The organism is Bradyrhizobium sp. SZCCHNR1053, assembly GCF_032381235.1.
In the GTDB taxonomy this organism is placed as follows: Bacteria; Pseudomonadota; Alphaproteobacteria; order Rhizobiales; family Xanthobacteraceae; genus Bradyrhizobium.
This window is the reverse complement of the sequence record NZ_JAUHJM010000002.1, coordinates 842,344-863,575: the sequence shown is the minus strand read 5'-3', so window position 1 is coordinate 863,575 and position 21,232 is coordinate 842,344. Positions and strand designations below refer to the sequence as shown.

Below are 21,232 nucleotides of genomic sequence, written 5' to 3'. Positions count from 1 at the left end.
CTTGGCCAGCGTCCAGGAGCGTGAGGGGGAGGCGTAAAGTGGCGCGGATGAGGCCCGAGCGCAAGGGATGGCGGGCCGATTTCCCACGTTTCGGCAGGTGCTTCCGCGATCCGCAGGCCGGGTCCGAGAACGACGTCCGAGCATGACGTCCGAGGACAGCGTCGAAGGGCCGGGACAACGGCCCGGCTGGGGGCGAACCTTCTGTCCGCTCCCCTGGCCGTGCGTGCCGTCTAGTCCTGCAACTGGCGCTTGAGCGACTCGACCTCGTCGTTCAGCGCGATGTCCTTGCCGACCAGCGCTTCGATCTTGCGCACCGCATGCAGCACGGTGGTGTGATCGCGTCCACCGAAGCGGCGGCCGATCTCGGGCAGCGAGCGCAGGGTCAGCGTCTTGGCGAGGTACATCGCGACCTGGCGCGGACGCACCACGTTGGCGGTGCGGCGCGACGACAACAGGTCGGAGCGGCTGACGTTGTATTGCCGCGCCACGACGCGCTGGATGTCCTCGATCTTGATGCGCTTCGGTTCCTGCGGCCGCACCAGGTCGCGCACCTCGCGCTCGGCCATGTCGAGCGTGACCGGCTGGTTGTTGAGCTTGGAATGCGCCAGCAGGCGGTTGATCGCGCCTTCGAGATCGCGGCCGTTATGGGTGATGGAGCGGGCGAGATAGTCGAGCACCGGCTCCGGCACGTCGAAGCTCGCATGATGCGCGCGGGCCGCGGCGACGCGCGACTTGAGAATGCCGAGGCGCAGATCCTCGCCGAGCGAGCCCATCTCCACGACGAGGCCGCCGGCAAGCCGCGAGCGGACGCGATCATCGAGGCTTTCGAGGTCGGACGGCGGCCGGTCGGCTGCGATGACGACCTGTCGTCCCGCATCGATCAGCGCGTTCAGCGTGTGGCAGAACTCGGCCTGGGTCGATTTTCCCTGCAGAAACTGCAGGTCGTCGATCACGAGCACGTCGATGCCGCGCAGCGCTTCCTTGAAGGCCAGGGCGGTCTGCGATTTCAGCGCCGCGACGAAGCCGTACATGAATTTCTCGGCGGTCAGGTACAGCACCTTGCGCTCGCCGCCGGCGTTGCCGGCCCAGGTGACCGCCTGCAGCAGATGCGTCTTGCCCAGCCCGACGCCGGCATGGATGTAGAGCGGGTTGAACATCACGGGATCGCCGCGGCGGCCGTCGGCGACCTGGCGCGCTGCGGCATGGGCCAGCGTGTTGGCGCGGCCGACGACGAAGCTCGCGAAGGTCAGCCGCGGATCGAGCGGCGAGCCGCCGAGCGCGTCATGGCTCGTGGCGAGCGAAGCCGCAGCCGACGCAGTTCGCGTGTCGGCGCTCGTCGCCGGCCGGTTGTCGTTACGCTCGGCCCGGCGGGCTTCGACGGCGACGGGGGCTTCCTTGACCGGCGTCGCGCAGCGCATTGCGGTGCGAACGGACAGATCGATGCGGTGCACCTCCGGCATCTCGGCCTGCCAGCACGACAGCACGCGCTCGGCATAATGCGCCTGGATCCAGCTCTTCAGGAAACGCGTCGGCACCGACAGATGGACGCTTTCGTTCTGAACGGCCTCGAGGTCCATGCGGGCAAACCAGCTCGTATAGACGTCCTCGCCGACGGTCGAGCGCAGCCGCCCCTTCACGCGAGACCAGCGATCCTGTTCCGAATTTGTCATGGCAGTCGCAACTTTTCGAATTGAGTGGTGGTGTCGTGTGATCGCCGGGCAGACGTCCCGTGAAAGGACACGTGTGCCGCAGCGAGACCTCGAGCGGAGGCTCAACTCCAGACATGGCTCGCCGTTCGGCGCGGACGCCGTCGGGCCATCAATGCTGGTGGAAGAAGCTTCTCCGCGAGGTCAGCGCATACTCAGATGCGCGATGGACGCCGGAGGGCCGATCGCCGTGCTGGCAATGGCCGGGCTGGAGATGTCGATCACTTCAGTGTTGACCGCCAAGGGTGCGTTATCCGGAACCAGCCTATGGTGTGTGCCCGCAATGTGTCCGTAAAACATGCAACCTCCCCGCCCTGCCGTGATTGCTCACGGCAAGTTGTCATCCCAATGCCGCCGCGCCTGAACCCCAAGATTCAGCCGCACCGCCGTACATCCCGTCCAACTTGTCCACTCGGTGAGCGAAGCCGCCACGAGCTTCAGCCGGGTCGACCGATGTCGTATCTCTCTTGTTCAAAGCGGCGCAACGATGATGCTGCGCCCGAGAAATTTCGACAAAGTTCAGTCGTTCCCCATATTGCTATGGGTACAGATCCGGCCATCGCTTTGGAAAGCGTCGCCAACGCGCACACCGCCGCCGATTTGCACGTCCGCCCCGTTTCTAAAACCGCGCTGGTCTCAAGATCGTGGGCGCCGCGAGTGATTAAAGAAATACACGATGCGTCGGGACTCGCAATCCATAAGATCGGAGCACGCGTTACGAGTCTTCGCGGCGGTTGCGACGCGGTGTTGCGCGTTAAGAAAGCAACGTTTTGAATCATCGCGAGGAATCTCGGATGTGACAAACAACATCGTCTGCCCAAAATTTCTTCATAATTTTTTTATGTTTCGACCGGCCTCACCCGCTTTTCCAATCACTTGGTCGCGCTATGCACTTAAGTCATTTTCGAAACGATGTTTTTCGCGATTGCTCGAAGCGGGTAACTCCCGCAGTGCGCGGTGCGCAAAGTGAGCGGCGCATTGCGCGCTCTTGACAGCGATGCGCAAGCGCGGCGCGCAGATTCGCAGCTGTTTCAGATGAGACAATATTGTCACTGCGTAAAAATACGGAACTTCACGTAGTTCCGACGGAACCTGTGTCAGGCGCGCACGATATCGCGCGGGTTCCACCACGCGCGAAGATCGTATTCGCGATGCGATATCACCATCAAGATGTGACCATCAAATGGAGAAGGCGCGGCGAGCGATGGAGGGATGCGCGACAGCGGAACGCGCAATTGAAAATGGCACAAAAGAAAAGCCCGGCGCGAGCCGGGCTGTTTGCATCTTGATAGTTCGTCAGCCGCGCGATCGCGTCACTTCGCGAGCTTGGCGATCTGATGCGTGAGGCGCGACACTTTGCGGCTCGCGTTGTTCTTGTGAATGATGTTGCGCTGTGCGGCGCGCATCAGCTGCGGCTCGGCATTGGCCATCGCCTTCAGCGCGGCGTCGCGATCGCCCTTCTTGATCGCGTCCTCGACGGAGCGAACCGCGCCGCGCATCTGGGTGCGGCGCGACTTGTTGATGATGGTGCGGCGGGCAATCTTGCGCGTCGCTTTCTTCGCGGAAGTCGTGTTGGCCATGCTCTCAAATATCCTTCGGCGGCGAGCAGTCGCCGCTCTTGCGGGTACGCGCGCGGCCCGCTTGACGCGGCCCCATCGACGCGGTGGGTTGTTCGGACGCCTCTCTGAGAATGCCATGACCGGAGCAGTTGCTCGGCGGATCGGCGCTGCTCAAAGAACAGCGGCGGCGGGATTGCGCCCACCGCCATTGGCGACCTTATAGGGGCAGCCCTGGCGAGCGTCAACGGTCTCGGAGCGCCCCGCCGCGGCTGGAATCGGCCAAAACCCGGTTCTAAGCCCCTGACGAGGTTGAATTTCTGCGGGGCCCCCGCTATGGCCTTGCTGCCCGAGAGGGCGTGCGAGAGAGGGCAGGTGAGGCATGATCCGCGGTTTTTTCCGTCTGGTGGGGCTGTTGCTGCTGGCCGGAAGCTTCATCTTCCTGGTCTATGACGGCGCGCGCTGGGTGGCCGACCAGACCCTGCAGTTCACCCGGTTCGGCCAGCTCTGGAACGACGTCCACCAGGCGAGCCAAGCCGCCTTCAAGGCCTGGATCGAGGCCAAGGCCCCGTTCTTGTGGGAGTGGATCGTCAAGGTGTTTTTGGACCAGCCGGTGTTTGCGGTGCTTGGCCTGCTCGGAATCCTGCTGATGCTGCTGTTCCGGCCGCGCAAGCCGCTGATCGGCTATGGGCGCGACTGAGCGCGGCGGTTCGTCTCGCCGCGCCGGCAACAGTACTGGATTCTGCTCGGAGCGTGACGCGGGAACCGCCGGCGCGGCGTAACGGCGCTACTGCTCGTCCCGTAGAGCCCTATATATTCCCCTGACAAGAGGTCATCGCGCCGTGGGCCGTCCCGCGGGCGCTGGCCATGAGCGGAGACATCCCATGTTCTTCATGCGCAAAGCCCCTGCCATGCCGTCTGCCGCCGAGGCGCTGCCCGGCCGCGCCCTGCCGATCCCGACCGCCGCGACGCATTTCGTCAACGGTCGCCGCCTGTTGCCGCCCTATCCGGACGGCCTCGAGCAGGCCGTGTTCGGGCTCGGCTGCTTCTGGGGCGCGGAGCGCAAGTTCTGGCAGCTCGGTGACGGCATCCACGTCACCGCCGTCGGCTATGCCGGAGGCCATACGCCGAACCCGACCTACGAGGAGGTGTGCTCGGGGCAGACGGCGCATACTGAGGTCGTGCTGGTGGTGTTCGATCCCAAGATCATGTCCTACGAGCGCCTCTTGAAGACGTTCTGGGAGAGCCACGACCCGACCCAGGGCATGCGTCAGGGCAACGACGTCGGCACGCAATATCGCTCAGCGATCTACACGTTCAGCGACGCGCAGCGCGAGGCGGCCGAGGCGTCGAAGGCGGCCTACGAGTCGGCGCTGCGCGCCAAGGGGCTCGGAGCGATTACGACCGAGATCGTCCCGGCGGGGCCGTTCTATTTCGCCGAGGATTATCACCAGCAGTACCTGGCCAAGAATCCGGCCGGATATTGCGGCCTCGGCGGCACTGGCGTCGCGTGCCCGATCGGTGTCGGCGTGAGCGCATAGGCCGGGCCGAGCGCGCCCGATCACCGTGAACATCGGATCCCTCTCCCACGCCGTGGGAGGTGGATTTTTTTCCGGGCCGCTTTCACCGCGGCCCGTTTGCGACGGGGGGACTACACGCGCCAACGGTTTGTTAACCTTAACCGCGCATGACTAGCGCACATCCTCATTCAAGGATTGTTCGAGTGCGCGCGTTGTTTGTTCCGGTCATTACCGTCCTGTCCGCGATCCTGTTGTCGGGCTGCATGCAGACGATCTCCCCCGTCGCTGCCGTCCAGCCGCAGAGCGATCTCGACGCGATGGCCTATGGAACGCCTTCCACTGGCCCGGTTGCCGCCACCGGGCAGGGTGGAGCGATCCCTACATTGCGCAACTCGTTCGCTGCCGCCACCCGCGCAGACGCCTATGTCGTTCCCGCCGGCTATGCGCCGACGCGCCGCGACTCCGCCTATCATCTCGATGCCGGCGACAAGCTGCGCGTCGTCGTCTACGGCCAGGAGGGTCTGACCAACACCTATGCGATTGATGCGTCCGGATCGATCACGATGCCGCTGATCGGCAGCGTGCCGGCGCGCGGCCGCACCACCGCCGGCCTCGCCGCCGAGATCACCGCCAAGCTGCGCAACGGCTACATCCGCGAGCCCTCGGTGGCGGTCGAGATCGAAGCCTATCGCCCGTTCTTCATCCTCGGCGAGGTGCAGGCGCCCGGCCAGTATCCTTACGTTCCCAACATGACGGTCGAGAGCGCGATCGCGATTGCCGGCGGCTTCTCGCCGCGGGCGCGGCGCGACGTCGTCACCCTGACCCACACCGATGCCTCCGGCGCCGCGCGCTACGAGGTGCCGCTCGGGACCTCGCTCAAGCCGGGCGACACCATCCAGGTCGGCGAGCGCTGGTTCTGACCTCCATAGGAATCGCTGCACGCTCGCGATGACGCGTGGCGCAGAACGATGCGCCCCCCTCTTCTTTCATCGTTGCGAGCGAGGCGAAGCAATCCAGAGTCGCACGCGACGCTCTGGATTGCTTCGTCGCTTCGCTCCTCGCAATGACGGTGGTGCGGTGATCAGCGCAGATGCTGGGCAAAGAACGCCAGGCTGCGCGTCCAGGCGAGGTCAGCGCTCGGCTGGTCGTAGCTGGCGCGCTCGTCACAGCCGAAGCCGTGCTGGGCGCCGGGGTAGATGAAGATCTCGACGTCCGGCCGCTTGGCCTTGATGGTCTCGACGTCGCTTAAGGGAATGCCCGCGTCCTTCTCGCCGAAATGCAGCTGAGTCGGCACCGTCGGCTTGTCGTCGGCGAACCGCGCGACAGCGCCGCCATAATAGCCGACGGCGGCGCGGAGGCCCGACAGCTTGGTCGCAGCCGCATAGGCGATGCTGCCGCCGAGGCAGAAGCCGATGATGCCGACCGGCCCGACATTCTTCACGACGTCGATTGCGGCCTGGGTGTCGCGCAAAAAGGCCGCCCAATCCGGATTGGCGACGAACTTGCGCGCGACCGCGATCTCGTCGGGCGAATAGCCTGAGGTGAAGCCGGGCTCGACGCGGTCGAAGATCGCCGGCGCGATCGCAACGTAACCCTCGGCGGCGAGGCGGTCGCAGACGTTGCGGATGTGATGGTTGACACCGAAGATCTCCTGGATGACGACCAGCGCGCCCTTTGCAGTTCCGGTCGGATCGGCGCGGTAGGCGCCGAGCTGGAAGCCATCAGATGCCGTCAGCTTGATGTCTTGTCCCACGTTCTGTCCTCTTTGCGGTCGTCAGGCGCGTGTCAGCGCCACATCCAGTTGGTGCCGTAGTCCTCTTTCCAGCCGGTCAGCCGTCCCCTGCGGAACTTCAGGTAGAGGCGGTGATGGTGCGAGACCAGTCCGCTGCCGCCGAGATTGCGCAGTGCCAGAAAGGCCTCGTTGCCGGGCGTGCCGTTCAGATAGATCAACGGCTGCTCCAGCACGCGCGATGTCTCACCGACATCCATGCCGAAGGCAAGCGGCGTGACGTTGGATGACGTCGCCGTGAAAGGCGCGTCGGCGACGCCCAGCGTCTGCCCTGCCGCGGCAGGGGGAACGGCCGACAGGCTCGGCAGCATGGCCGCAGCCAGGCACAGCGTCATACGTGCGGATGGTCTCATGGGCTGAAATCTCCTTTCGCTGTCGGCGTTGGCTGCACCTCTTCCTAGCGTGCCCGGCGCCATCAGCCCAGCATCGTTCGCGCTGCACAACGTAAAATGCCAATTCAATTCGCAAGCCGGCGGTCAAATCCCGTTGCGTCGTCGTGGCAACGCGATCATTCTTATGATGGCTGGCATCTATCCGGTGGGTCCCAGCGAATCGATAAAACCGAACTTCGCCCTAAGCGAAGTCGCACGCCGGGCGGGGAAGAAACCAAATGCCCAATCTCACCATCAACGGGCGGACCATGTCCGTCGACGCGGCGCATGACACGCCGCTGCTATGGGTCATCCGCGAGCAGTTGCAGATGACCGGCACCAAGTTCGGCTGCGGCGCCGGGCTGTGCGGAGCCTGCACCGTTCATGTCAACGGCGAGGCCGTGCGCTCGTGCCAGACCATGGTCGGCGACGTCGCGAACAAGAAGATCACCACCATCGAGGGGCTGTCGCAGAAGGGCGATCATCCGTTGCAGAAGGCGTGGATCGCCGAGCAGGTGCCGCAATGCGGCTACTGCCAGTCCGGCCAGATCATGCAGGCGGCCTCGCTGCTCGCCAAGACCACGAGCCCGACCAAGGAGGAGATCGTCGCGCATATGGACGGCAATCTCTGCCGCTGCATGACCTATTCGCGGATCCAGAAGGCGATCCAGCGCGCCGCGTCCGAGATGCGCACCGCGTCCAACACGAGCGACCGGAGGGCGACATGAACCAGCATGTGAAAGCATCGCCGACGATGGCCACCGATCTCAGCCGCCGCTCCTTCCTGGTCGGCACCGCCGCCACCGGCCTCGTGCTCGGCTATGCCGGGCTGCCTGATCACGCGCTCGCAGCAGCGGCACCTGCGAACTTCGAGCCCAGCGTGTGGTACGCGATTGCGCCGGATGGCATCGTGACCGTGACCTGCGGCAAGGCCGACATGGGCCAGCACATTGCGTCGACCATGGCGCAGATCGTCTGCGAGGAGCTCGGCGCCGCCTGGAAGGACATGCGGGTCCAACTCGCCTCCAACGATCCGAAGTTCAACGATCCCGTGCTCGGCGCCCAGATCACCGGCGGCAGCTGGAGCACGATGATGAACTTCGACGCGATGAGCCGGGCGGGCGCCGCGGGCCGCATCGCGCTCACGGAAGCAGCGGCAGCAGCGATGGGCGTGCCGGCAACGGAGCTCGTCGTGCGCGACTCGGTCGTGATGCATCCGAAGACCAAGAAGCAGATGACCTATGCCGAGATCGTCAAGAGCGGCAAGATCACCAAGAGCTTCACGCCGGACGAATTGAAGGCGCTGACTCTCAAGACGCCCGATCAGTACACGATGATCGGCGTCTCGGTGCCACAGCTCGACATCCCCTCCAAGACCAACGGCACGGCGAAATATGGCATCGATACGATGCTGCCGGGCATGGTCTACGGCAAGGTCGTCACCCCGCCGGTGCGCTTCGGCGCCACTGTCACAGCGGTCGACGACTCCGAAGCCAAGAAGGTGCCGGGCTTCATCAAGGCAGTGACGCTCGACGACAAGACCGGCTCGACCTCGGGCTGGGTGGTCGCGGTCGCCAATACCTATGCCAACGCCAGAAAGGCGGCGGACGCGCTCAAGATCAGCTACGACAAGGGCCCGTATGCCAATGTCAGCACCGACACCATCATCACCGAGGCGATGCGGCTGCAGGCGCAGGATGACGCCGGGCAGTTCTTCGTCAAGGACGGCGATGCCACGGCGGCTTTGTCGGGCGCGGCCAAGGTGCTGGAGGCGGAGTACACCACCAGCATCAACATCCATGCTCCGCTGGAGCCGATGAACGCGACCGCCGAGTTCAAGGGCGACATCCTGCACATCTACTCCGGCAATCAGTTCGCGACCCGCTCCGGCGCGATCGCGGCAGGTGCCGCCGGGATCGATCCGAAGTTCGTCGTGATGCACCAGGCCTGGCTCGGCGGCGGCTTCGGCCGCAGGCTCGATGCCGACATGATGGTGCCGGCGGTGCAGGCGGCCAAGGCCGTGGGCAAGCCGGTCAAGGTGATCTATTCTCGCGAAAACGACATGACGATGGACTACTCGCGGCCGCTCACCTACCAGAAGGTCAAGGCGGGCCTCGACAGCAATGGCAAGCTCATCGCCCTGAGCCATGACGTCGTCTCGGCGTGGCCGACGGCGCGCTGGGGCATCCCCGACTTCCTGTCGCCCTCGGTCGACAAGAAGGGGCCGCTCGACTCCTTCACGGTCAACGGCGCCGACTTCTTCTACACGGTGCCCAACCACCATGTGCGCGCGATCAAGAACGAGCTCGCCCACAATGCGACGCCGTCCGGGCAATTGCGCTCGGTGGCGCCGGGTTGGACGTTCTGGGCGGTCGAGAGCATGATCGACGAGATCGCGGTGGCCTCGGGGCAGGACCCGGCGCAGTTCCGCATCGCGCTGCTCGACGGCAAGGGCAAGAACGACGGCGGCGCGCAGCGGCTGCGCAACACGCTGCTGGCGGCGATGGGCCTGTCCGGCTACGGCGCCAAGAAGCTGCCGCCGGGCGAAGGCATGGGCGTGTCCTGCGTGTCGTCGCAGGAGCGCGCCACCGCGAGCTGGACGGCGTGCGTCGCCCATGTCGCGGTTGCCCCTTCGGGGGCGGTCACGGTGAAGAAGCTCACGGTGGCGACCGACGTCGGCACGCAGGTCCATCCCGACAACATCCGCGCCCAGGTCGAGGGCGCGGCGCTGTGGGGCTTGTCGCTCGCGATGTACGAGAAGGCGACCTTGAAGGACGGCGGCATCGAGCAGACCAACTTCGACAGCTACACGCCGCTGAGGATGAGCCAGGTGCCGGAGGTCGCGATCGCCGTGATCGCCAATGGGGAGAAGGCGACCGGCGTCGGCGAGCCCGCGGTGACCGTGGTCGCGCCGGCGCTCGGCAACGCCATCTACAACGCCTGTGGCGCGCGGCTGCGCTCGCTGCCGATCACCGCCGCAGCGGTCAAGGCGGCGATGAAGGCGTAGCGTCGTCGCGAGACCATCGCTGTATCTGGGAACCGCCGGAGCCCGTCTCCGGCGGTTGCTTTTTGCGCCGCAGTCACATCCCCGCGCCGCACGATTTGAACGATTCCCTTAACGTCTCGCTCACCTGAAACGATACAGCTTGAATGATCGGCTTAAGCCGCGACGAACCCGTATGCCGGTAACTTGCATGGGCAGCAAACCGCAGGGGGCGAGCACGTATGAGCGCGACAGCCAAGCAGACCGTGACCCAGACCGCGACCAGGCGCCATCTCCTGCTCGCGTCGGATCGCGGTGACCAGAGCAGCGAGCTGGCGCGCATCCTGCGCTCGGTCGGCGATGTCGACATGATGCCGACCACCGAGATCCCCGAGAACCCCGGCAACCGCTTCTCCGGCGTCATCGTCGACATCAACCTGCGCTCGCCGGAGAGCGTGCAGCGGGTGCGCAAGAAGCTCTCGTCGCGCGCCTATAGCGAGGTGCCCCGCCTGTTCGTGCTCGCCGAGGCGCTGCACCATGCCACCATGCAGGCATGGGCGCTGGGCGCCACCGACACCATTGCGCGTCCGTTCAGCCCCGCCGACGTGCTGCAGCGCATCCGCTCGGCGCTTCCCGCCGACGACGGCTATGACGAGACCGATCGCGGCAAGCTGCTCAATCGCGGCGTCGAGGCGGCGCAGGCCGTCATGGTCAAGATCTTCGAGAAGCTGCCCGCCGGCGTCCAGTTGACGATGGAGGACATCGTCGCGGCCGAGAACAAGATCCTGAAGGCGATCAAGCACTCCTCGCTGCGCGAGTGGATGACCGTGGTCGGCTGCCATCACAACGACACCTATCGGCATTGCCTGTTCGTGACCGGCCTCGCGGTCGGCTTCTCGATTCATCTGGGCATGCGCGACGACGATCAGCGCCGGCTGGTCCGCGCGGCGCTGCTGCACGACGTCGGCAAGGCGTTCATTCCGGTCGCCGTCCTCGACAAGCAGGGCAAGCTGACGGCGGAGGAGATCGCGCTGCTGCGCCAGCATCCGCGCCGCGGCTACGAGGCGCTGTGGCGGCAGGGCGGCTTCCCGCCGGAGATGCTCGACGTGATCCTGCATCACCACGAGTTCCTCGACGGCTCCGGCTATCCCGACGCGCTGCACAACGAGCAGATCAGCGACATCGTGCGCCTCACCACGATCGTCGACATCTACGCCGCGCTGATCGAGCACCGCGCCTATCGACCGGCCTTCACGCATGCGCGCGCGTTTCAGATCATGGAGAACATGGGCCCGAAGCTCGACCAGCAGCTGCTGCAGGCGTTTCGCCCGGTCGCGATGGGCGCGCACTAGGACCGCGTGTCGTAACCTCGGTTCAATCCAGCAACTTGCGCAGCTCGGCCTTTGCGACCTTCTCCAGGGTCGAGCGCGGCATCTCGTCGACCAGCTTCACCTCGCGCGGCACCTTGAAGTCGGCGAGGCCGGCGCGGCAGGCGGCCAGCACCTTCTCGGCTAGCTCCTCGCGCGCGACCCCGACCTGCGGGATGACGAACGCAACCGGCACCTCGTCCAGCATCGGATGCTTCTTGGCGACGACGGCGGTCTCGCGCACGCCGGGCACGGTGATGATCACCTGCTCGATCTCGGACGCCGCGACGTTCTCGCCACCGACCTTGAGCATGTCCTTGGTGCGGTCGCCGAACTTGATGAAGCCGTTTTCCAGCCGCGTGACGCGGTCGCCGGTGAGGAAGAAGCCGTCGGCATCGTAGCTCGTCCGCGTCGCCTCCTCATTGTAGAGATACTCCGCAAACAGCGACAGGCCGGGCACGCCCTTGATGGCGAGATTGCCGGTGGCGCCGACCTCGGTCGGCCGGCCGTCATCGTCGGTGATGCGGATGGTGTATTCCGGCGCGGCGCGGCCGATCGACATCGGCGTGTTCGGCTGGTCGACCTCGCCGACGATGCCGTGGGTGATGGTCTCGGTCATGCCCCACCAGCCGATGATCTTGATGCCGAACTTGGCGAAGGCGGGCGGCTCGGACACCGCCGTGCCCCACAGCCGGAATTTGTGATGCTTCGGCACCTCCTGGTCGAGCAGCGCCTTCATGCAGAACGGGATGGTCGAGGTCCAGGTGCAGCCATGCTCGAGCGCCACGCTCCAGAAGCGGCTCGCCGAGAAGCGCGGCTGAATCACGCAGGTCGCGCCGACCCAGAGCGTTGCCAGCATCGAGTAGGCCAGCGCGTTGGTGTGGAACAGCGGCAAATAGGTCTGGTGCACGTCGCCCTGATGCAGGTCTTCATGAGCGGCGTTGACCTTGGCGCCCCATAGCGCGTTGGCATGCGTCCACAGCACCGCCTTCGGCCGAGACGTCGTGCCCGACGTGTACTGCACGCTGCACGGCGCGAGCGGATCGACCGCGCGCCGCGGCCGGTCGGCGCTGTCGGCAAACAGCGTCTCGAAGCGATCGCCCACCCCGACCGCTGCTGTGTCCAGCTGCCCCGGATCATGCGAGATGACCGCAAGCCAGCGGATGCCGCGGCAATGCGCCGAGATCATCTCGGCATAGGCCGGCTGGGTGATCGCGGCCACCGCACGGCAATGGCCGGCGAAATAGCTCATCTCGGCGGCCGCCGAGCGCGTGTTGGTCGTGACGGCGAGCGCGCCCAGCTCGACGCAGGCAAACCAGGCAAGCATCGCCTCGACGCAATTGTCGAGATGGATCAGCACGGCATCGCCAGGCTTGACGCCGCGCTTGACCAGACCGGCCGCCAAGGCGCCGACACGTTCGTGAAACGCGCCGTAGGTCCAGCGGCGCGCCGGTGCATCGAACGGCGCGGAGATCAGGAACGGATGGTCGCGCCGGGTCTCGCTGCGCAGCTTCAACAGCCAGGGCACGTCCATGCCGTCGAACGGCGTCACGGTGCCCGCTGCCATCGTCGTTCCCTTCATCTTCGCTCCCGTCGTTCTTGAGTACGGCCTGTCTCCGGCCGCTTCGTTCTCGTCGTCATCTTCTGCCACCTTGCGTCGCTGCGATCAAATCGGGATTGAACCCGTCTCCGTTCGCGGGCGACCAATGGCGCGGCAAGACACGCCCGGAGGTTTGCATGCAGGCCGAGCCACGATCATGGCGGCTGCCCGATGCCCGCTATTTCCAGATCGCGGCATTGGCGACGTTGCTCGCGATCAATTTCGCCGTGATCGATTTCGGCGCGCGTCCCGCAGCGAGCGTGATCGCGGTCGCGGCGGCGCTGCTCACGCAGGCGGCCTGCTGCCGCATCTCCGGCGCCCCGCTCGATCTCAAGTCACCATTGATCACCGGCCTGTCGCTCAGCCTGCTGTTGCGCGCCGATGCGCTGTGGCTGCATGCGGCGGCGGCAATGATCGCCATCGGCTCGAAATTCGTGCTGCGCATCGACGGCAAGCATGTCTTCAACCCGGCGGGGCTGGCGATCGTGGTGCTGCTGTTCAGCTCCAAGGGCGTATGGATCTCGCCCGGCCAATGGGGGACGGAGATCTGGTTCGCGAGCCTCGCCGGCTTCTTCGCGATCCTGGTGCTCAGCGCCTCCCGGCGCGCCGACATCGCAGTCTATTTCTTCGCCAGCCATGCCGCACTGCTGCTGCTGCGCGCCGCCTGGCTCGGCGATCCCCTGGCGATCCCCGTGCATCAGCTGCAGAGCGGCTCGCTGCTGATCTTCACTTTCTTCATGATCTCCGACCCGCGCACCTCGCCGGACTCGCGCGTCGGCCGGCTGCTGTTCGCGCTGAGCGTTGCGGTCGCTGCGCACTACCTCACCTTCGTCCTGCAGATGCGGCCGGCGCTCTACGTGTCGCTGATCGCGCTGTCGCCGCTCACGCTGCTGCTCGATCGGCTCGTGCCCGAGACCCGCTTTTCCTGGCGTTCGTCCGTTCCCGAAGGAGGTTCGACATGATCCTGCGTTACAGCAAGCTCTTCCGCACCGGCGTCGCGGCCATCGCGATCCTGGCGAACGCGGCGATGGCGCCGGCGAATGCGTTTTGCGGCTTCTATGTCGCCCAGGCCGACGCGAAGCTGTTCAACCAGTCATCGAAGGTCGTGCTCGCCCGCGATGGCGAGCAGACTGCGATCACGATGGCCAGCGACTTCGAGGGCGACGTGAAGGAGTTCGCGGTGGTCGTCCCCGTGCCGACCTTCATCGAGCGCAAGCAGATCGGCGTGGTCGAGCCGAAGACGATCGACCATCTCGACAAATACACCGCGCCGCGGCTGGTCGAGTATCATGACGCCGATCCATGTGCGCCGGTCGTCGTTGCGGCGCGGGCGATGCCGGCGGCGCCGATGATGGCAGGCGCTGTCTATGAGATGGCCCGGCGGAACTATGGCGTCACCGTCGAGGCCAGCTACGACATCGCCGAATACGACGTGCTGATCCTGTCGGCGCAGGAGAGCGACGGGCTGACGCGCTGGCTGACCGACAACAATTATCGCATTCCGCAGGGCGCGGACGCGGTGCTCGGCAGCTATATCAGGCAGGGCATGCGGTTCTTCGTGGCCAAGGTCAATGTCGAGCGGATGAAGAACATCGGCAACGGCACCCTGCGGCCGTTGCAGGTGCGGTACCAGAGTCCCAAGTTCATGGTGCCGCTGCGGCTCGGCACGGTCAACGCCAGGGGACCGCAGGACCTGATCATCTATGCACTCACCAGGAGTGGCCGCATCGAGGCGGCCAATTATCGCACGGTGAAGATCCCATCCGATATCGATGTCCCGCTCTATGTGAAGGACGAGTTCGGGCCGTTCTACAAGGCGCTGTTCGAGCGGGCCGTCGCGCGCGAGAACATGCAGGCGGTGTTCGTCGAATATGCCTGGGACATGGCGTGGTGCGATCCCTGCGCCGCCGATCCGATGAGCAACAAGGAGCTGGTCGAGCTCGGCGCGCGCTGGATCGGCAGCGACGATGACACCGCCTTCAGCCTCCGCCGGGGCACGGCCGGAGCCAACGCCTTCGTGACCCGGCTGCACGTGCGCTACGATGCGAAGTCCTTCCCCGAGGACATCGTCTTCGCCGAGACCAAGGACCGCAGCAATTTCCAGGGCCGCTATGTCCAGCACCATCCCTGGCGCGGCGAGGCGTCCTGTGCCGCGGCGAAGACCTACCGGGACAGTCTCGCCGCACGTTTCGCCACGCAGGCGACGGATCTCGCGCAACTGACCGGATGGTCGCGCAGCGAGATCGTCGCGAAAATGGACAAGAGCGGCGAGACCGTGACGAAATGACCTCAGGGCGGCCTCGGCTCAATCCTGATACGAGGAGATCTCGATCAGGCTGCCGTCGGGGTCGCGGCAATATACCGAGCGCAGGGTGCCGCGTGCGCCCTGCTTGGCGACCGGACCTTCCTCGACAGCGATGCCGAGCGCCGTGAGATGCGCCACCACCTCGTCTGGGGTGCTGGCGGTGAGGAAACAGAGGTCGTCGCTGCCGGCCGCTACATGGTCAGCCGTGAACCAGTCGACCTTGTCCGCGTCCTTCGGTCGCACGTTGATCTTCTGGTTCCCGAACAGCAACGACGTGCGCCTCACCTTGCCTTGTCCGGGATCGAACACCTGGACCGTCATGCCCAGCACCTGTTGGTACCACGCCGTCGTGCGGTCGACGTCGGCGACATTGATGACCAGATGATCGAGCGCATCGACCTTGATCGGCATGGGGCTCTTCCCTCCTGATTGGATATCGATCTCGCCGCCATCGCGGCACTCTGTTACAGTCGATCCCGGCGGCTCGTTAGCCGCCGCTCAACGATAATGCCTGAGGAAACGCATGATTTCACGTCGTACCGCGCTTGGTCTGATCGCCTCCGCCGTTCCGTCCATCGCTGCCGTTGGCAAAGCGTCCGCGGCCGACTATCCCACCCGTCCGGTCCGCTTCGTGGTGGGTTATCCTCCGGGTGGCGCGACCGACATCCTGGCGCGGCTGATCGGCCAGCGGCTGTCCGAGGCGCTCGGTCAGCAGTTCATCGTCGAGAACAAGCCGGGCGCCGGCAATAATATCGGCACCGATGCCGTCGTGAACGCGGCGGCCGACGGCCACACCGTGCTGCTGGTCAATCCGGCCAACTACATCAATGCGAGCCTCTACACCAACCTGAAGTTCAATTTCGTTCGCGATATCGCGCCGGTGGCCTCGCTCAACCGCGTCCCCAACGTGATGACCGTCAACAAGGACATCGGGGCCAAGAACGTCGCCGAGTTCATCGCTTACCTGAAGGAGAACCCCGGCAAGGTGAACATGGCCTCGTCCGGCAACGGCACCTCGGTGCATCTGTCGGGCGAGATGTTCATGGCGATGACCGGCACCAAGATGCAGCACGTGCCCTATCGCGGCGCGGCGCCCGCAATCACCGACATGCTCGGCGGCCAGGTGCAGGTCATCTTCGACAACATGCCCTCCATCATCCAGCACATCCGCTCCGGCTCGTTGCGGGCGCTCGGCGTCACCACCCAGCAGCGTTCGCCGCAATTGCCGGACGTCCAGGCCGTCGCCGAGACCGTGCCCGGCTACGAGGCGAGCGCGCTGTTCGGCATCGGCGCGCCGAAGAACACGCCCAAGGAGATCATCGAGAAGCTCAACAAGCAGGTCAACGTCATCCTGGCCGAGCCAGAGATCAAGGCGCGTCTGGTCGACCTCGGCGGCGAGCCGCTGATCCAGTCGCCGGAGCAGTTTGGCGCCCAGATCGTCGCCGAGACCGAGAAGTGGAAGAAGGTCGTCGAGTTCGCCGGCCTGAAGGTCGAATAGGACGACGAAGCGACGCAATCGCTGGTCGGCCGCCGCAACATGTTCTCGATGCGGCGCCGGCCCGCCAGACGGGAGGAGAGGGCTGAAGGCGGCGTGCCGCGCATGCGACACGTCACTGCCTTGGTTGGTGATCCGTTTCGCCGATTTGTCGTTTTTTGACCATGCCGGTGTGGTGCAACCCTCCGGCCAGAAGAGGAACAGATCATGCGCAAGGTGATGATGATGGCAGCCGGCCTCGTCGGCGTTGCACTTGGTGGCGGTATCGCGCCGGCCTCCGCAGGCGGTTACGACTATCCCTGGTGCGTGCAAGGCCGGGGCGTCGGCTATCCCGGCGACTGCTCCTATCACACCTTCGAGCAGTGCCGGGCGAGCGCCTCCGGGCGCAATGCAGGCTGTGGCATCAATCCGCGCGTCGCGTTCGATCCTGCCCGCCGCGGCCCCTCGGTCTATGTCGACATGCCGCCGCCGCGCCGCGTGCACCGCTATTCGTATTACTGACACCCTCGACCGAACTCGGCACGCGCGGCCGATCGGCTGACGCAGGCGCGCTCCGGGTTCGCGCGGGCTTGCATCGACTTTGCGTTCGTATATACTTTGTATTGCAAAGTTGAACGAGCCGGTCCCGGCTTCAGGTGAGACATGCGCGACCTCGACAAGGCGCTGGCGGACATCATTGCGATCCGCAGCCAGCTTGCGGCGGGCACGGCATTTCGCGGCTACGGGCCGGCGACGATGGCCGCGACCTCGGCCGTTGCGCTGGTCACGGCACTGCTTCAGCAGCTGTTTCTGCGCGACCCGACGGCGGACGCGTGGACGTTCCTGCTCGGATGGGCGGCGGCAGCCTGTGTCTCGCTGACGATGATCTGGTTCGAGATGCGGGCGCGGTCGCGCCGGCATCATTCCGGCCTTGCGGACGCGATGATCCACCAGGCGGTCGAGCAGTTCCTGCCGGCGGGCATCGCTGGCGTGCTGCTCGCGGTGCTCTTGTGGAAGTTCGCGCCGGAGGCGCTGTGGATGCTGCCGGGTCTGTGGCAGATCCTGATGTCGCTCGGCGTGTTCGCGTCGGTGCGCTCGCTGCCGCGCACGGTGGCGCTGGCCGGCGCGTTCTATTTTCTGGCCGGCTTCGCGGTGCTGCTGGTGGGCAGCGCCACGCATGCGCTGTCGCCATGGACGATGGGGCTTCCGTTCGCGATCGGACAGGGGCTGATGGCGGGCATTCTGTATTTTGCGACCGGAGAGTCCGATGTCGAAGACTGACGGCAGCGCGCCGTTCTCCTATGACGGCCTCGATCGCGTCATCCACGAGAAGGCCCGGCTCGGCCTGCTCACCTCGCTGATGGCGCACCCCAAGGGTCTCGCTTTTGCCGACCTCAAGCAGCTCTGCGGGCTGACCGACGGCAATCTGTCGCGGCACCTGCAGGTGCTGCAGGAGGCCGGCCTCGTCGAGGTCACCAAGGGCTATGAGGGCAATCGCCCTCACACCACTTGTCGGCTGACCAAGGCGGGACGCCGCCGCTTCCTCGATTATCTCGCCGTGCTCGAGCGCCTCGTCCGCGACGCCGCGGCCGCTGCCGGCAAGGAGCATACGCCATCGTCGGTCGGCCTGATCCCCGGCCGCGTCTGAATCGCGCATCGCATTTTTTTGACCTGGAGCTTTGCAATGCAAAGTAGTCTGCAACCGAAATCGCCTGCTGTGTCGGATGGCCTGCATGTCGGCATCATCATGGACGGCAACGGCCGCTGGGCGACGCGCAAGGGCTTGTCGCGGCTGCGCGGGCACGAGGCGGGCGTCGACGCGATCCGTCGCGTCGTCGAAGCCGCGCCCGACCAGGGCATCGGGACGCTGACGCTGTATGCGTTCTCCAGCGACAATTGGCGACGCCCGCGTGCCGAGGTCGCCGCCTTGATGGCGCTGTTGCGGGTCTATCTCGCCAGCGAGGTGGAGTCGCTGGTGCGCAACGGCGTCCGCCTCTCCGTGATCGGCCGCCGCGACCGGCTGCCCGGCGGCATCGCCGACGCCATCGGCCGGGCCGAAGCGGCAACCCGCAATGGCAGCACCCTGCACCTGCGCATCGCCGTCGACTACTCGGCGCGCGACGCGATCCTCGAGGCCGCAGCGAAGGCCCGCGAGATCGACGGCCTGACGCGTGCGGCGTTCTCCGACCTCGTGACGGGCGAAGCCGGCTTGCGCGACGTCGACCTGATCATCCGCACCTCCGGCGAGCAGCGCCTGTCCGATTTCCTGCTCTGGGAAGGCGCCTATGCCGAGCTGCATTTCACCCAGCGGATGTGGCCCGATTTCGATGCCGCAGATCTGGCGCAGGCGCTCGCCTCGTTCCGCGGCCGCGAGCGTCGCTTCGGCGGCCTCGAGGCGGTGCCGCTGGCGCCGGCACCGGTCTCCTGACGCCCACGCAATCTTTCCGCGCATCGGGGAATCATCTACCGCTTGCAGCACGAGCGCAGAGATCCCCTGATGAAGCACAAGCCGCGCCGGCCCGCCGGCAAGCCCCCGGTCAAATCCGGATCGATGGGCCACAGCGATACGCCTGATGCGCTGTGTGCCGCCGCCCTGCGGCTGCTGCGCGCCGGCCAGCTCGCGCAGGCCGAGGATGCGTGCCGCCGCGCGCTGACGCTGGACGCGGCCTCGCTCGACGCGCTGCGTGCGATGGGCCGGGTCTGCCTGGCGCTCAAGCGCGCCGATGATGCGATCGAGTGGTTTGCCCGCGCCGTTCGGCAGGACGTTTCCGCAGCGGAGTCCTTCGTCGGCTTGGCGCAGGCGCTGCGGGACTCCGGCCGCGTCGATGAAGCGATCAAGGCCTATGATCGCGCGCTGCAGCTGCAGCCGGATGCGGTGGAGAGCTGGGATGCGCTTGGCGAACTGCTGCAACTGAGGGAGCGGCACGCCGAGGCGGCGCTGGCCTGCGATCGGCTGCTGCAGCTCGCGCCCGATCGTGCCGCGACGTGGTTTCGTCTCGGCGAGGTGCTCGAAGCCCAGGGCCGGCGTGACGAGGCGGCGCTGGCCTTCGATCAGGTGGCACAGCTCAAGCCAGATCATGTCGAGGCGGCCAACAAGGCCGGAGCGCTTCATTTCGATGCTGGCCACTACGAGCAGGCCATCTCGCGCTTCGGGCAGTCGCTGGCGGTGATGCCGGATCAGGCGGGCGTGCTGTACCTGAAGGGCATCGCGCTGCGGCGGCTGCGCCGCTACCAGGAAGCCGAGACTCTCGGCCATCGCGCGCAGGTGCTGGCGCCTGACAATCCCGACTTCGCCAATGGCTATGGATGCATCCTGCAGAACCTCGGCCGTCATGATGACGCCGTCGCCATGTTCGACAAGGCGATCGCGCTGCGGCCGCAGACCGCGGATTTCCACAATCATCGCGGCACGTCGCTGGCCGAGCTGCATCGCTTCGCAGAGGCGTTCGAAAGCTTCGATCGCGCCGTCGCGCTGCGGCCTGATCTGGCCGATGCGCATTGGAACGCGGCGCTGTTCCGGCTGTTGACCGGCGACTTCGCCCGTGGCTGGGCGGCGCGGGAATGGGGACGCAAATGCCGTGCCGTCGGGTTTGTCGAGCGCAGCTTCGAGGCGCCGCTGTGGCTTGCCGACGCGCCCCTCGCCGGCAAGACGATCCTGCTCCATAGCGACGAGGGGCTCGGCGACACGATCCAGTTTTCGCGCTACGCCACCCTGGTGGCCGCGCGGGGCGCGCGCGTCGTGCTCGAGGTCGACGCGCCGCTGCAGCCGCTTCTGTCCGGCCTGGACGGCGTGGCGCAGTGTCTTGCCCGCGGCATCGATGCGCTGCCTGCCATTGACTATCACTGTCCGCTGTCGAGCCTGCCGCTCGCGTTTGACACTCGGCTCGACACGATCCCTGCCGCGCCGTGCTATCTGCCGCGCCCTCCCGAGGCGCGCCGGGCGATCTGGGAACAGCGACTCGGTCCGCATGACCGCTTGCGGGTGGGCCTGGTCTGGTCGGGCAACCCCGCGCATCTCAACGATCACAACCGTTCGATGCCGTTGCCGACGCTCGCGCCGCTGTTCGAGATCGGCGCGCGGTTCGTCAGTCTGCAGAAGGAGCCTCGGCCGTCCGACAAGGCCGCGCTCGCCGCGCGCGACGATATTCTCGATCTCACCGCCGACATCGGTGACTTCGTCGATACCGCGGCGCTGATCGATAATCTCGACCTCGTCATCACCGTCGATACCAGCGTGGCGCATCTGGCCGGCGCGCTGGGCAAGCCGACCTGGATCATGCTGCCCTTCACGCCGGACTATCGCTGGCTGCTCGGCCGTGACGACAGTCCGTGGTATCCGAGCGTGCGGCTGTTCCGCCAGGATGCGCGACGTGACTATGCCGACGTCGTCCCGCGCGTTCGCGAGGCGCTCGCCGCACAGCTCGCGACGTTCAGCCCCTGATGAACGCTTGAGCATCAACCAACGCCATAACTGAAATGTGATTGGCTGGCTGAGCCGCCGGCGCGTGCCGCCTGATGGCGATTGAGCTGCGTCAACGGATTTCTGCGTGCGTATGGCAAA

General features: G+C 65.9%; 21 protein-coding genes. 15 read left to right on the top strand and 6 right to left on the bottom strand.

The annotated features are described in order from the left end of the window. Positions 1–230: 230 nt before the first annotated feature. The gene (gene dnaA / locus QX051_RS08840) at positions 231–1,670 is read right to left on the bottom strand and encodes a chromosomal replication initiator protein DnaA (protein ID WP_315735520.1); all 1,440 of its coding nucleotides are present in this window, start codon (positions 1,668–1,670) and stop codon (positions 231–233) included. 489 nt (positions 1,671–2,159) lie between these two features. On the opposite strand from dnaA, the gene QX051_RS08835 reads away from it, so the two are divergent. Continuing rightward, a complete protein-coding gene (locus QX051_RS08835; protein WP_315758097.1) occupies positions 2,160–2,480 on the top strand; it encodes a hypothetical protein in 321 nt (106 codons plus the stop codon). Positions 2,481–3,019: 539 nt separating this feature from the next. On the opposite strand, the gene rpsT is transcribed toward QX051_RS08835, so the two are convergent. Further along, positions 3,020–3,286 carry a 30S ribosomal protein S20 gene (rpsT, locus tag QX051_RS08830; RefSeq protein WP_315715026.1) on the bottom strand — a complete coding sequence of 89 codons (267 nt, stop codon included), beginning with the start codon at positions 3,284–3,286 and terminating at the stop codon, positions 3,020–3,022. Between the two features lie 358 nt (positions 3,287–3,644). Between rpsT and QX051_RS08825 the strand changes: the two genes are divergently transcribed. From QX051_RS08825 to QX051_RS08815, 3 genes are all read left to right on the top strand, one after another. Further along, entirely contained in the window at positions 3,645–3,962 is a 318-nt protein-coding gene (locus tag QX051_RS08825) for a hypothetical protein (RefSeq protein ID WP_315715027.1), read from the top strand. A 184-nt stretch (positions 3,963–4,146) separates the two neighbouring features. Further along, positions 4,147–4,803, top strand: a complete 657-nt coding sequence (gene msrA, locus QX051_RS08820) for a peptide-methionine (S)-S-oxide reductase MsrA (RefSeq protein ID WP_315735512.1) — start codon at positions 4,147–4,149, stop codon at positions 4,801–4,803. Between the two features lie 182 nt (positions 4,804–4,985). Continuing rightward, entirely contained in the window at positions 4,986–5,702 is a 717-nt protein-coding gene (locus QX051_RS08815; protein ID WP_315735510.1) for a polysaccharide biosynthesis/export family protein, read from the top strand. A gap of 161 nt (positions 5,703–5,863) precedes the next feature. On the opposite strand, the gene QX051_RS08810 is transcribed toward QX051_RS08815, so the two are convergent. Both QX051_RS08810 and QX051_RS08805 read right to left on the bottom strand, forming a co-directional pair. Further along, positions 5,864–6,535 carry a dienelactone hydrolase family protein gene (locus tag QX051_RS08810; protein WP_315735508.1) on the bottom strand — a complete coding sequence of 224 codons (672 nt, stop codon included), beginning with the start codon at positions 6,533–6,535 and terminating at the stop codon, positions 5,864–5,866. Between the two features lie 32 nt (positions 6,536–6,567). After that, a complete protein-coding gene (locus QX051_RS08805; RefSeq protein ID WP_409998078.1) occupies positions 6,568–6,882 on the bottom strand; it encodes a hypothetical protein in 315 nt (104 codons plus the stop codon). A 299-nt stretch (positions 6,883–7,181) separates the two neighbouring features. Between QX051_RS08805 and QX051_RS08800 the strand changes: the two genes are divergently transcribed. The 3 genes from QX051_RS08800 (at position 7,182) to QX051_RS08790 (ending at position 11,277) form a co-directional block, all read left to right on the top strand. Beyond that, entirely contained in the window at positions 7,182–7,670 is a 489-nt protein-coding gene (locus QX051_RS08800) for a (2Fe-2S)-binding protein (RefSeq protein ID WP_315735504.1), read from the top strand. Next, complete coding sequence (locus tag QX051_RS08795; protein ID WP_315775785.1) at positions 7,667–9,949, top strand: xanthine dehydrogenase family protein molybdopterin-binding subunit; 2,283 nt, start codon at positions 7,667–7,669, stop codon at positions 9,947–9,949. The genes QX051_RS08800 and QX051_RS08795 overlap by 4 nt, the downstream gene beginning before the upstream one ends. Positions 9,950–10,167: 218 nt before the next feature. Next, positions 10,168–11,277: an HD-GYP domain-containing protein gene (locus tag QX051_RS08790; protein ID WP_315735500.1), complete on the top strand. Its 1,110-nt coding sequence runs from the start codon at positions 10,168–10,170 to the stop codon at positions 11,275–11,277. Between the two features lie 22 nt (positions 11,278–11,299). Here QX051_RS08790 and QX051_RS08785 read toward each other — a convergent pair whose 3' ends face one another. Then, positions 11,300–12,874, bottom strand: coding sequence for an AMP-binding protein (locus tag QX051_RS08785; protein WP_315775784.1), 1,575 nt, complete (start codon positions 12,872–12,874; stop codon positions 11,300–11,302). Positions 12,875–13,029: 155 nt separating this feature from the next. On the opposite strand from QX051_RS08785, the gene QX051_RS08780 reads away from it, so the two are divergent. Next, positions 13,030–13,854, top strand: coding sequence for an RnfABCDGE type electron transport complex subunit D (locus QX051_RS08780; RefSeq protein ID WP_315775783.1), 825 nt, complete (start codon positions 13,030–13,032; stop codon positions 13,852–13,854). Continuing rightward, entirely contained in the window at positions 13,851–15,179 is a 1,329-nt protein-coding gene (locus tag QX051_RS08775; RefSeq protein ID WP_315773295.1) for a DUF2330 domain-containing protein, read from the top strand. The genes QX051_RS08780 and QX051_RS08775 overlap by 4 nt, the downstream gene beginning before the upstream one ends. A gap of 18 nt (positions 15,180–15,197) precedes the next feature. Here QX051_RS08775 and QX051_RS08770 read toward each other — a convergent pair whose 3' ends face one another. Continuing rightward, a complete protein-coding gene (locus tag QX051_RS08770) occupies positions 15,198–15,608 on the bottom strand; it encodes a VOC family protein (RefSeq protein WP_315775782.1) in 411 nt (136 codons plus the stop codon). A gap of 112 nt (positions 15,609–15,720) precedes the next feature. Here QX051_RS08770 and QX051_RS08765 point away from each other — a divergent pair, with 112 nt between their 5' ends. The 6 genes from QX051_RS08765 (at position 15,721) to QX051_RS08740 (ending at position 21,112) form a co-directional block, all read left to right on the top strand. Further along, entirely contained in the window at positions 15,721–16,695 is a 975-nt protein-coding gene (locus QX051_RS08765; protein ID WP_315773292.1) for a tripartite tricarboxylate transporter substrate binding protein, read from the top strand. A 204-nt stretch (positions 16,696–16,899) separates the two neighbouring features. Beyond that, positions 16,900–17,193 (top strand): DUF3551 domain-containing protein, encoded by a 294-nt coding sequence (locus tag QX051_RS08760; protein WP_315735488.1) that lies wholly within the window; start codon positions 16,900–16,902, stop codon positions 17,191–17,193. 141 nt (positions 17,194–17,334) lie between these two features. After that, positions 17,335–17,952, top strand: a complete 618-nt coding sequence (locus QX051_RS08755; protein WP_315735485.1) for a hypothetical protein — start codon at positions 17,335–17,337, stop codon at positions 17,950–17,952. Beyond that, the gene (locus QX051_RS08750) at positions 17,939–18,319 is read left to right on the top strand and encodes a transcriptional regulator (RefSeq protein ID WP_315735483.1); all 381 of its coding nucleotides are present in this window, start codon (positions 17,939–17,941) and stop codon (positions 18,317–18,319) included. Before QX051_RS08755 ends, QX051_RS08750 begins: the two co-directional genes overlap by 14 nt. A 36-nt stretch (positions 18,320–18,355) precedes the next feature. Continuing rightward, positions 18,356–19,099, top strand: coding sequence for a di-trans,poly-cis-decaprenylcistransferase (locus QX051_RS08745; RefSeq protein ID WP_315775781.1), 744 nt, complete (start codon positions 18,356–18,358; stop codon positions 19,097–19,099). A 69-nt stretch (positions 19,100–19,168) separates the two neighbouring features. Next, entirely contained in the window at positions 19,169–21,112 is a 1,944-nt protein-coding gene (locus QX051_RS08740; protein WP_315775780.1) for a tetratricopeptide repeat protein, read from the top strand. Positions 21,113–21,232 lie beyond the last annotated feature (120 nt).

Coding starts and splice junctions, on each gene's coding strand:
- dnaA (WP_315735520.1), bottom strand. CDS start 1,670: ATGACAAATTCGGAACAGGATCGCTGGTCTCGCGTGAAGGGGCGGCTG.
- QX051_RS08795 (WP_315775785.1), top strand. CDS start 7,667: ATGAACCAGCATGTGAAAGCATCGCCGACGATGGCCACCGATCTCAGC.
- QX051_RS08740 (WP_315775780.1), top strand. CDS start 19,169: ATGAAGCACAAGCCGCGCCGGCCCGCCGGCAAGCCCCCGGTCAAATCC.
- QX051_RS08750 (WP_315735483.1), top strand. CDS start 17,939: ATGTCGAAGACTGACGGCAGCGCGCCGTTCTCCTATGACGGCCTCGAT.
- QX051_RS08765 (WP_315773292.1), top strand. CDS start 15,721: ATGATTTCACGTCGTACCGCGCTTGGTCTGATCGCCTCCGCCGTTCCG.
- QX051_RS08825 (WP_315715027.1), top strand. CDS start 3,645: ATGATCCGCGGTTTTTTCCGTCTGGTGGGGCTGTTGCTGCTGGCCGGA.
- QX051_RS08755 (WP_315735485.1), top strand. CDS start 17,335: ATGCGCGACCTCGACAAGGCGCTGGCGGACATCATTGCGATCCGCAGC.
- QX051_RS08800 (WP_315735504.1), top strand. CDS start 7,182: ATGCCCAATCTCACCATCAACGGGCGGACCATGTCCGTCGACGCGGCG.
- QX051_RS08805 (WP_409998078.1), bottom strand. CDS start 6,882: ATGCTGCCGAGCCTGTCGGCCGTTCCCCCTGCCGCGGCAGGGCAGACG.
- rpsT (WP_315715026.1), bottom strand. CDS start 3,286: ATGGCCAACACGACTTCCGCGAAGAAAGCGACGCGCAAGATTGCCCGC.
- QX051_RS08775 (WP_315773295.1), top strand. CDS start 13,851: ATGATCCTGCGTTACAGCAAGCTCTTCCGCACCGGCGTCGCGGCCATC.
- QX051_RS08835 (WP_315758097.1), top strand. CDS start 2,160: ATGTCGTATCTCTCTTGTTCAAAGCGGCGCAACGATGATGCTGCGCCC.
- QX051_RS08760 (WP_315735488.1), top strand. CDS start 16,900: ATGCGCAAGGTGATGATGATGGCAGCCGGCCTCGTCGGCGTTGCACTT.
- QX051_RS08770 (WP_315775782.1), bottom strand. CDS start 15,608: ATGCCGATCAAGGTCGATGCGCTCGATCATCTGGTCATCAATGTCGCC.
- QX051_RS08780 (WP_315775783.1), top strand. CDS start 13,030: ATGCAGGCCGAGCCACGATCATGGCGGCTGCCCGATGCCCGCTATTTC.
- QX051_RS08785 (WP_315775784.1), bottom strand. CDS start 12,874: ATGAAGGGAACGACGATGGCAGCGGGCACCGTGACGCCGTTCGACGGC.
- QX051_RS08790 (WP_315735500.1), top strand. CDS start 10,168: ATGAGCGCGACAGCCAAGCAGACCGTGACCCAGACCGCGACCAGGCGC.
- msrA (WP_315735512.1), top strand. CDS start 4,147: ATGTTCTTCATGCGCAAAGCCCCTGCCATGCCGTCTGCCGCCGAGGCG.
- QX051_RS08745 (WP_315775781.1), top strand. CDS start 18,356: ATGCAAAGTAGTCTGCAACCGAAATCGCCTGCTGTGTCGGATGGCCTG.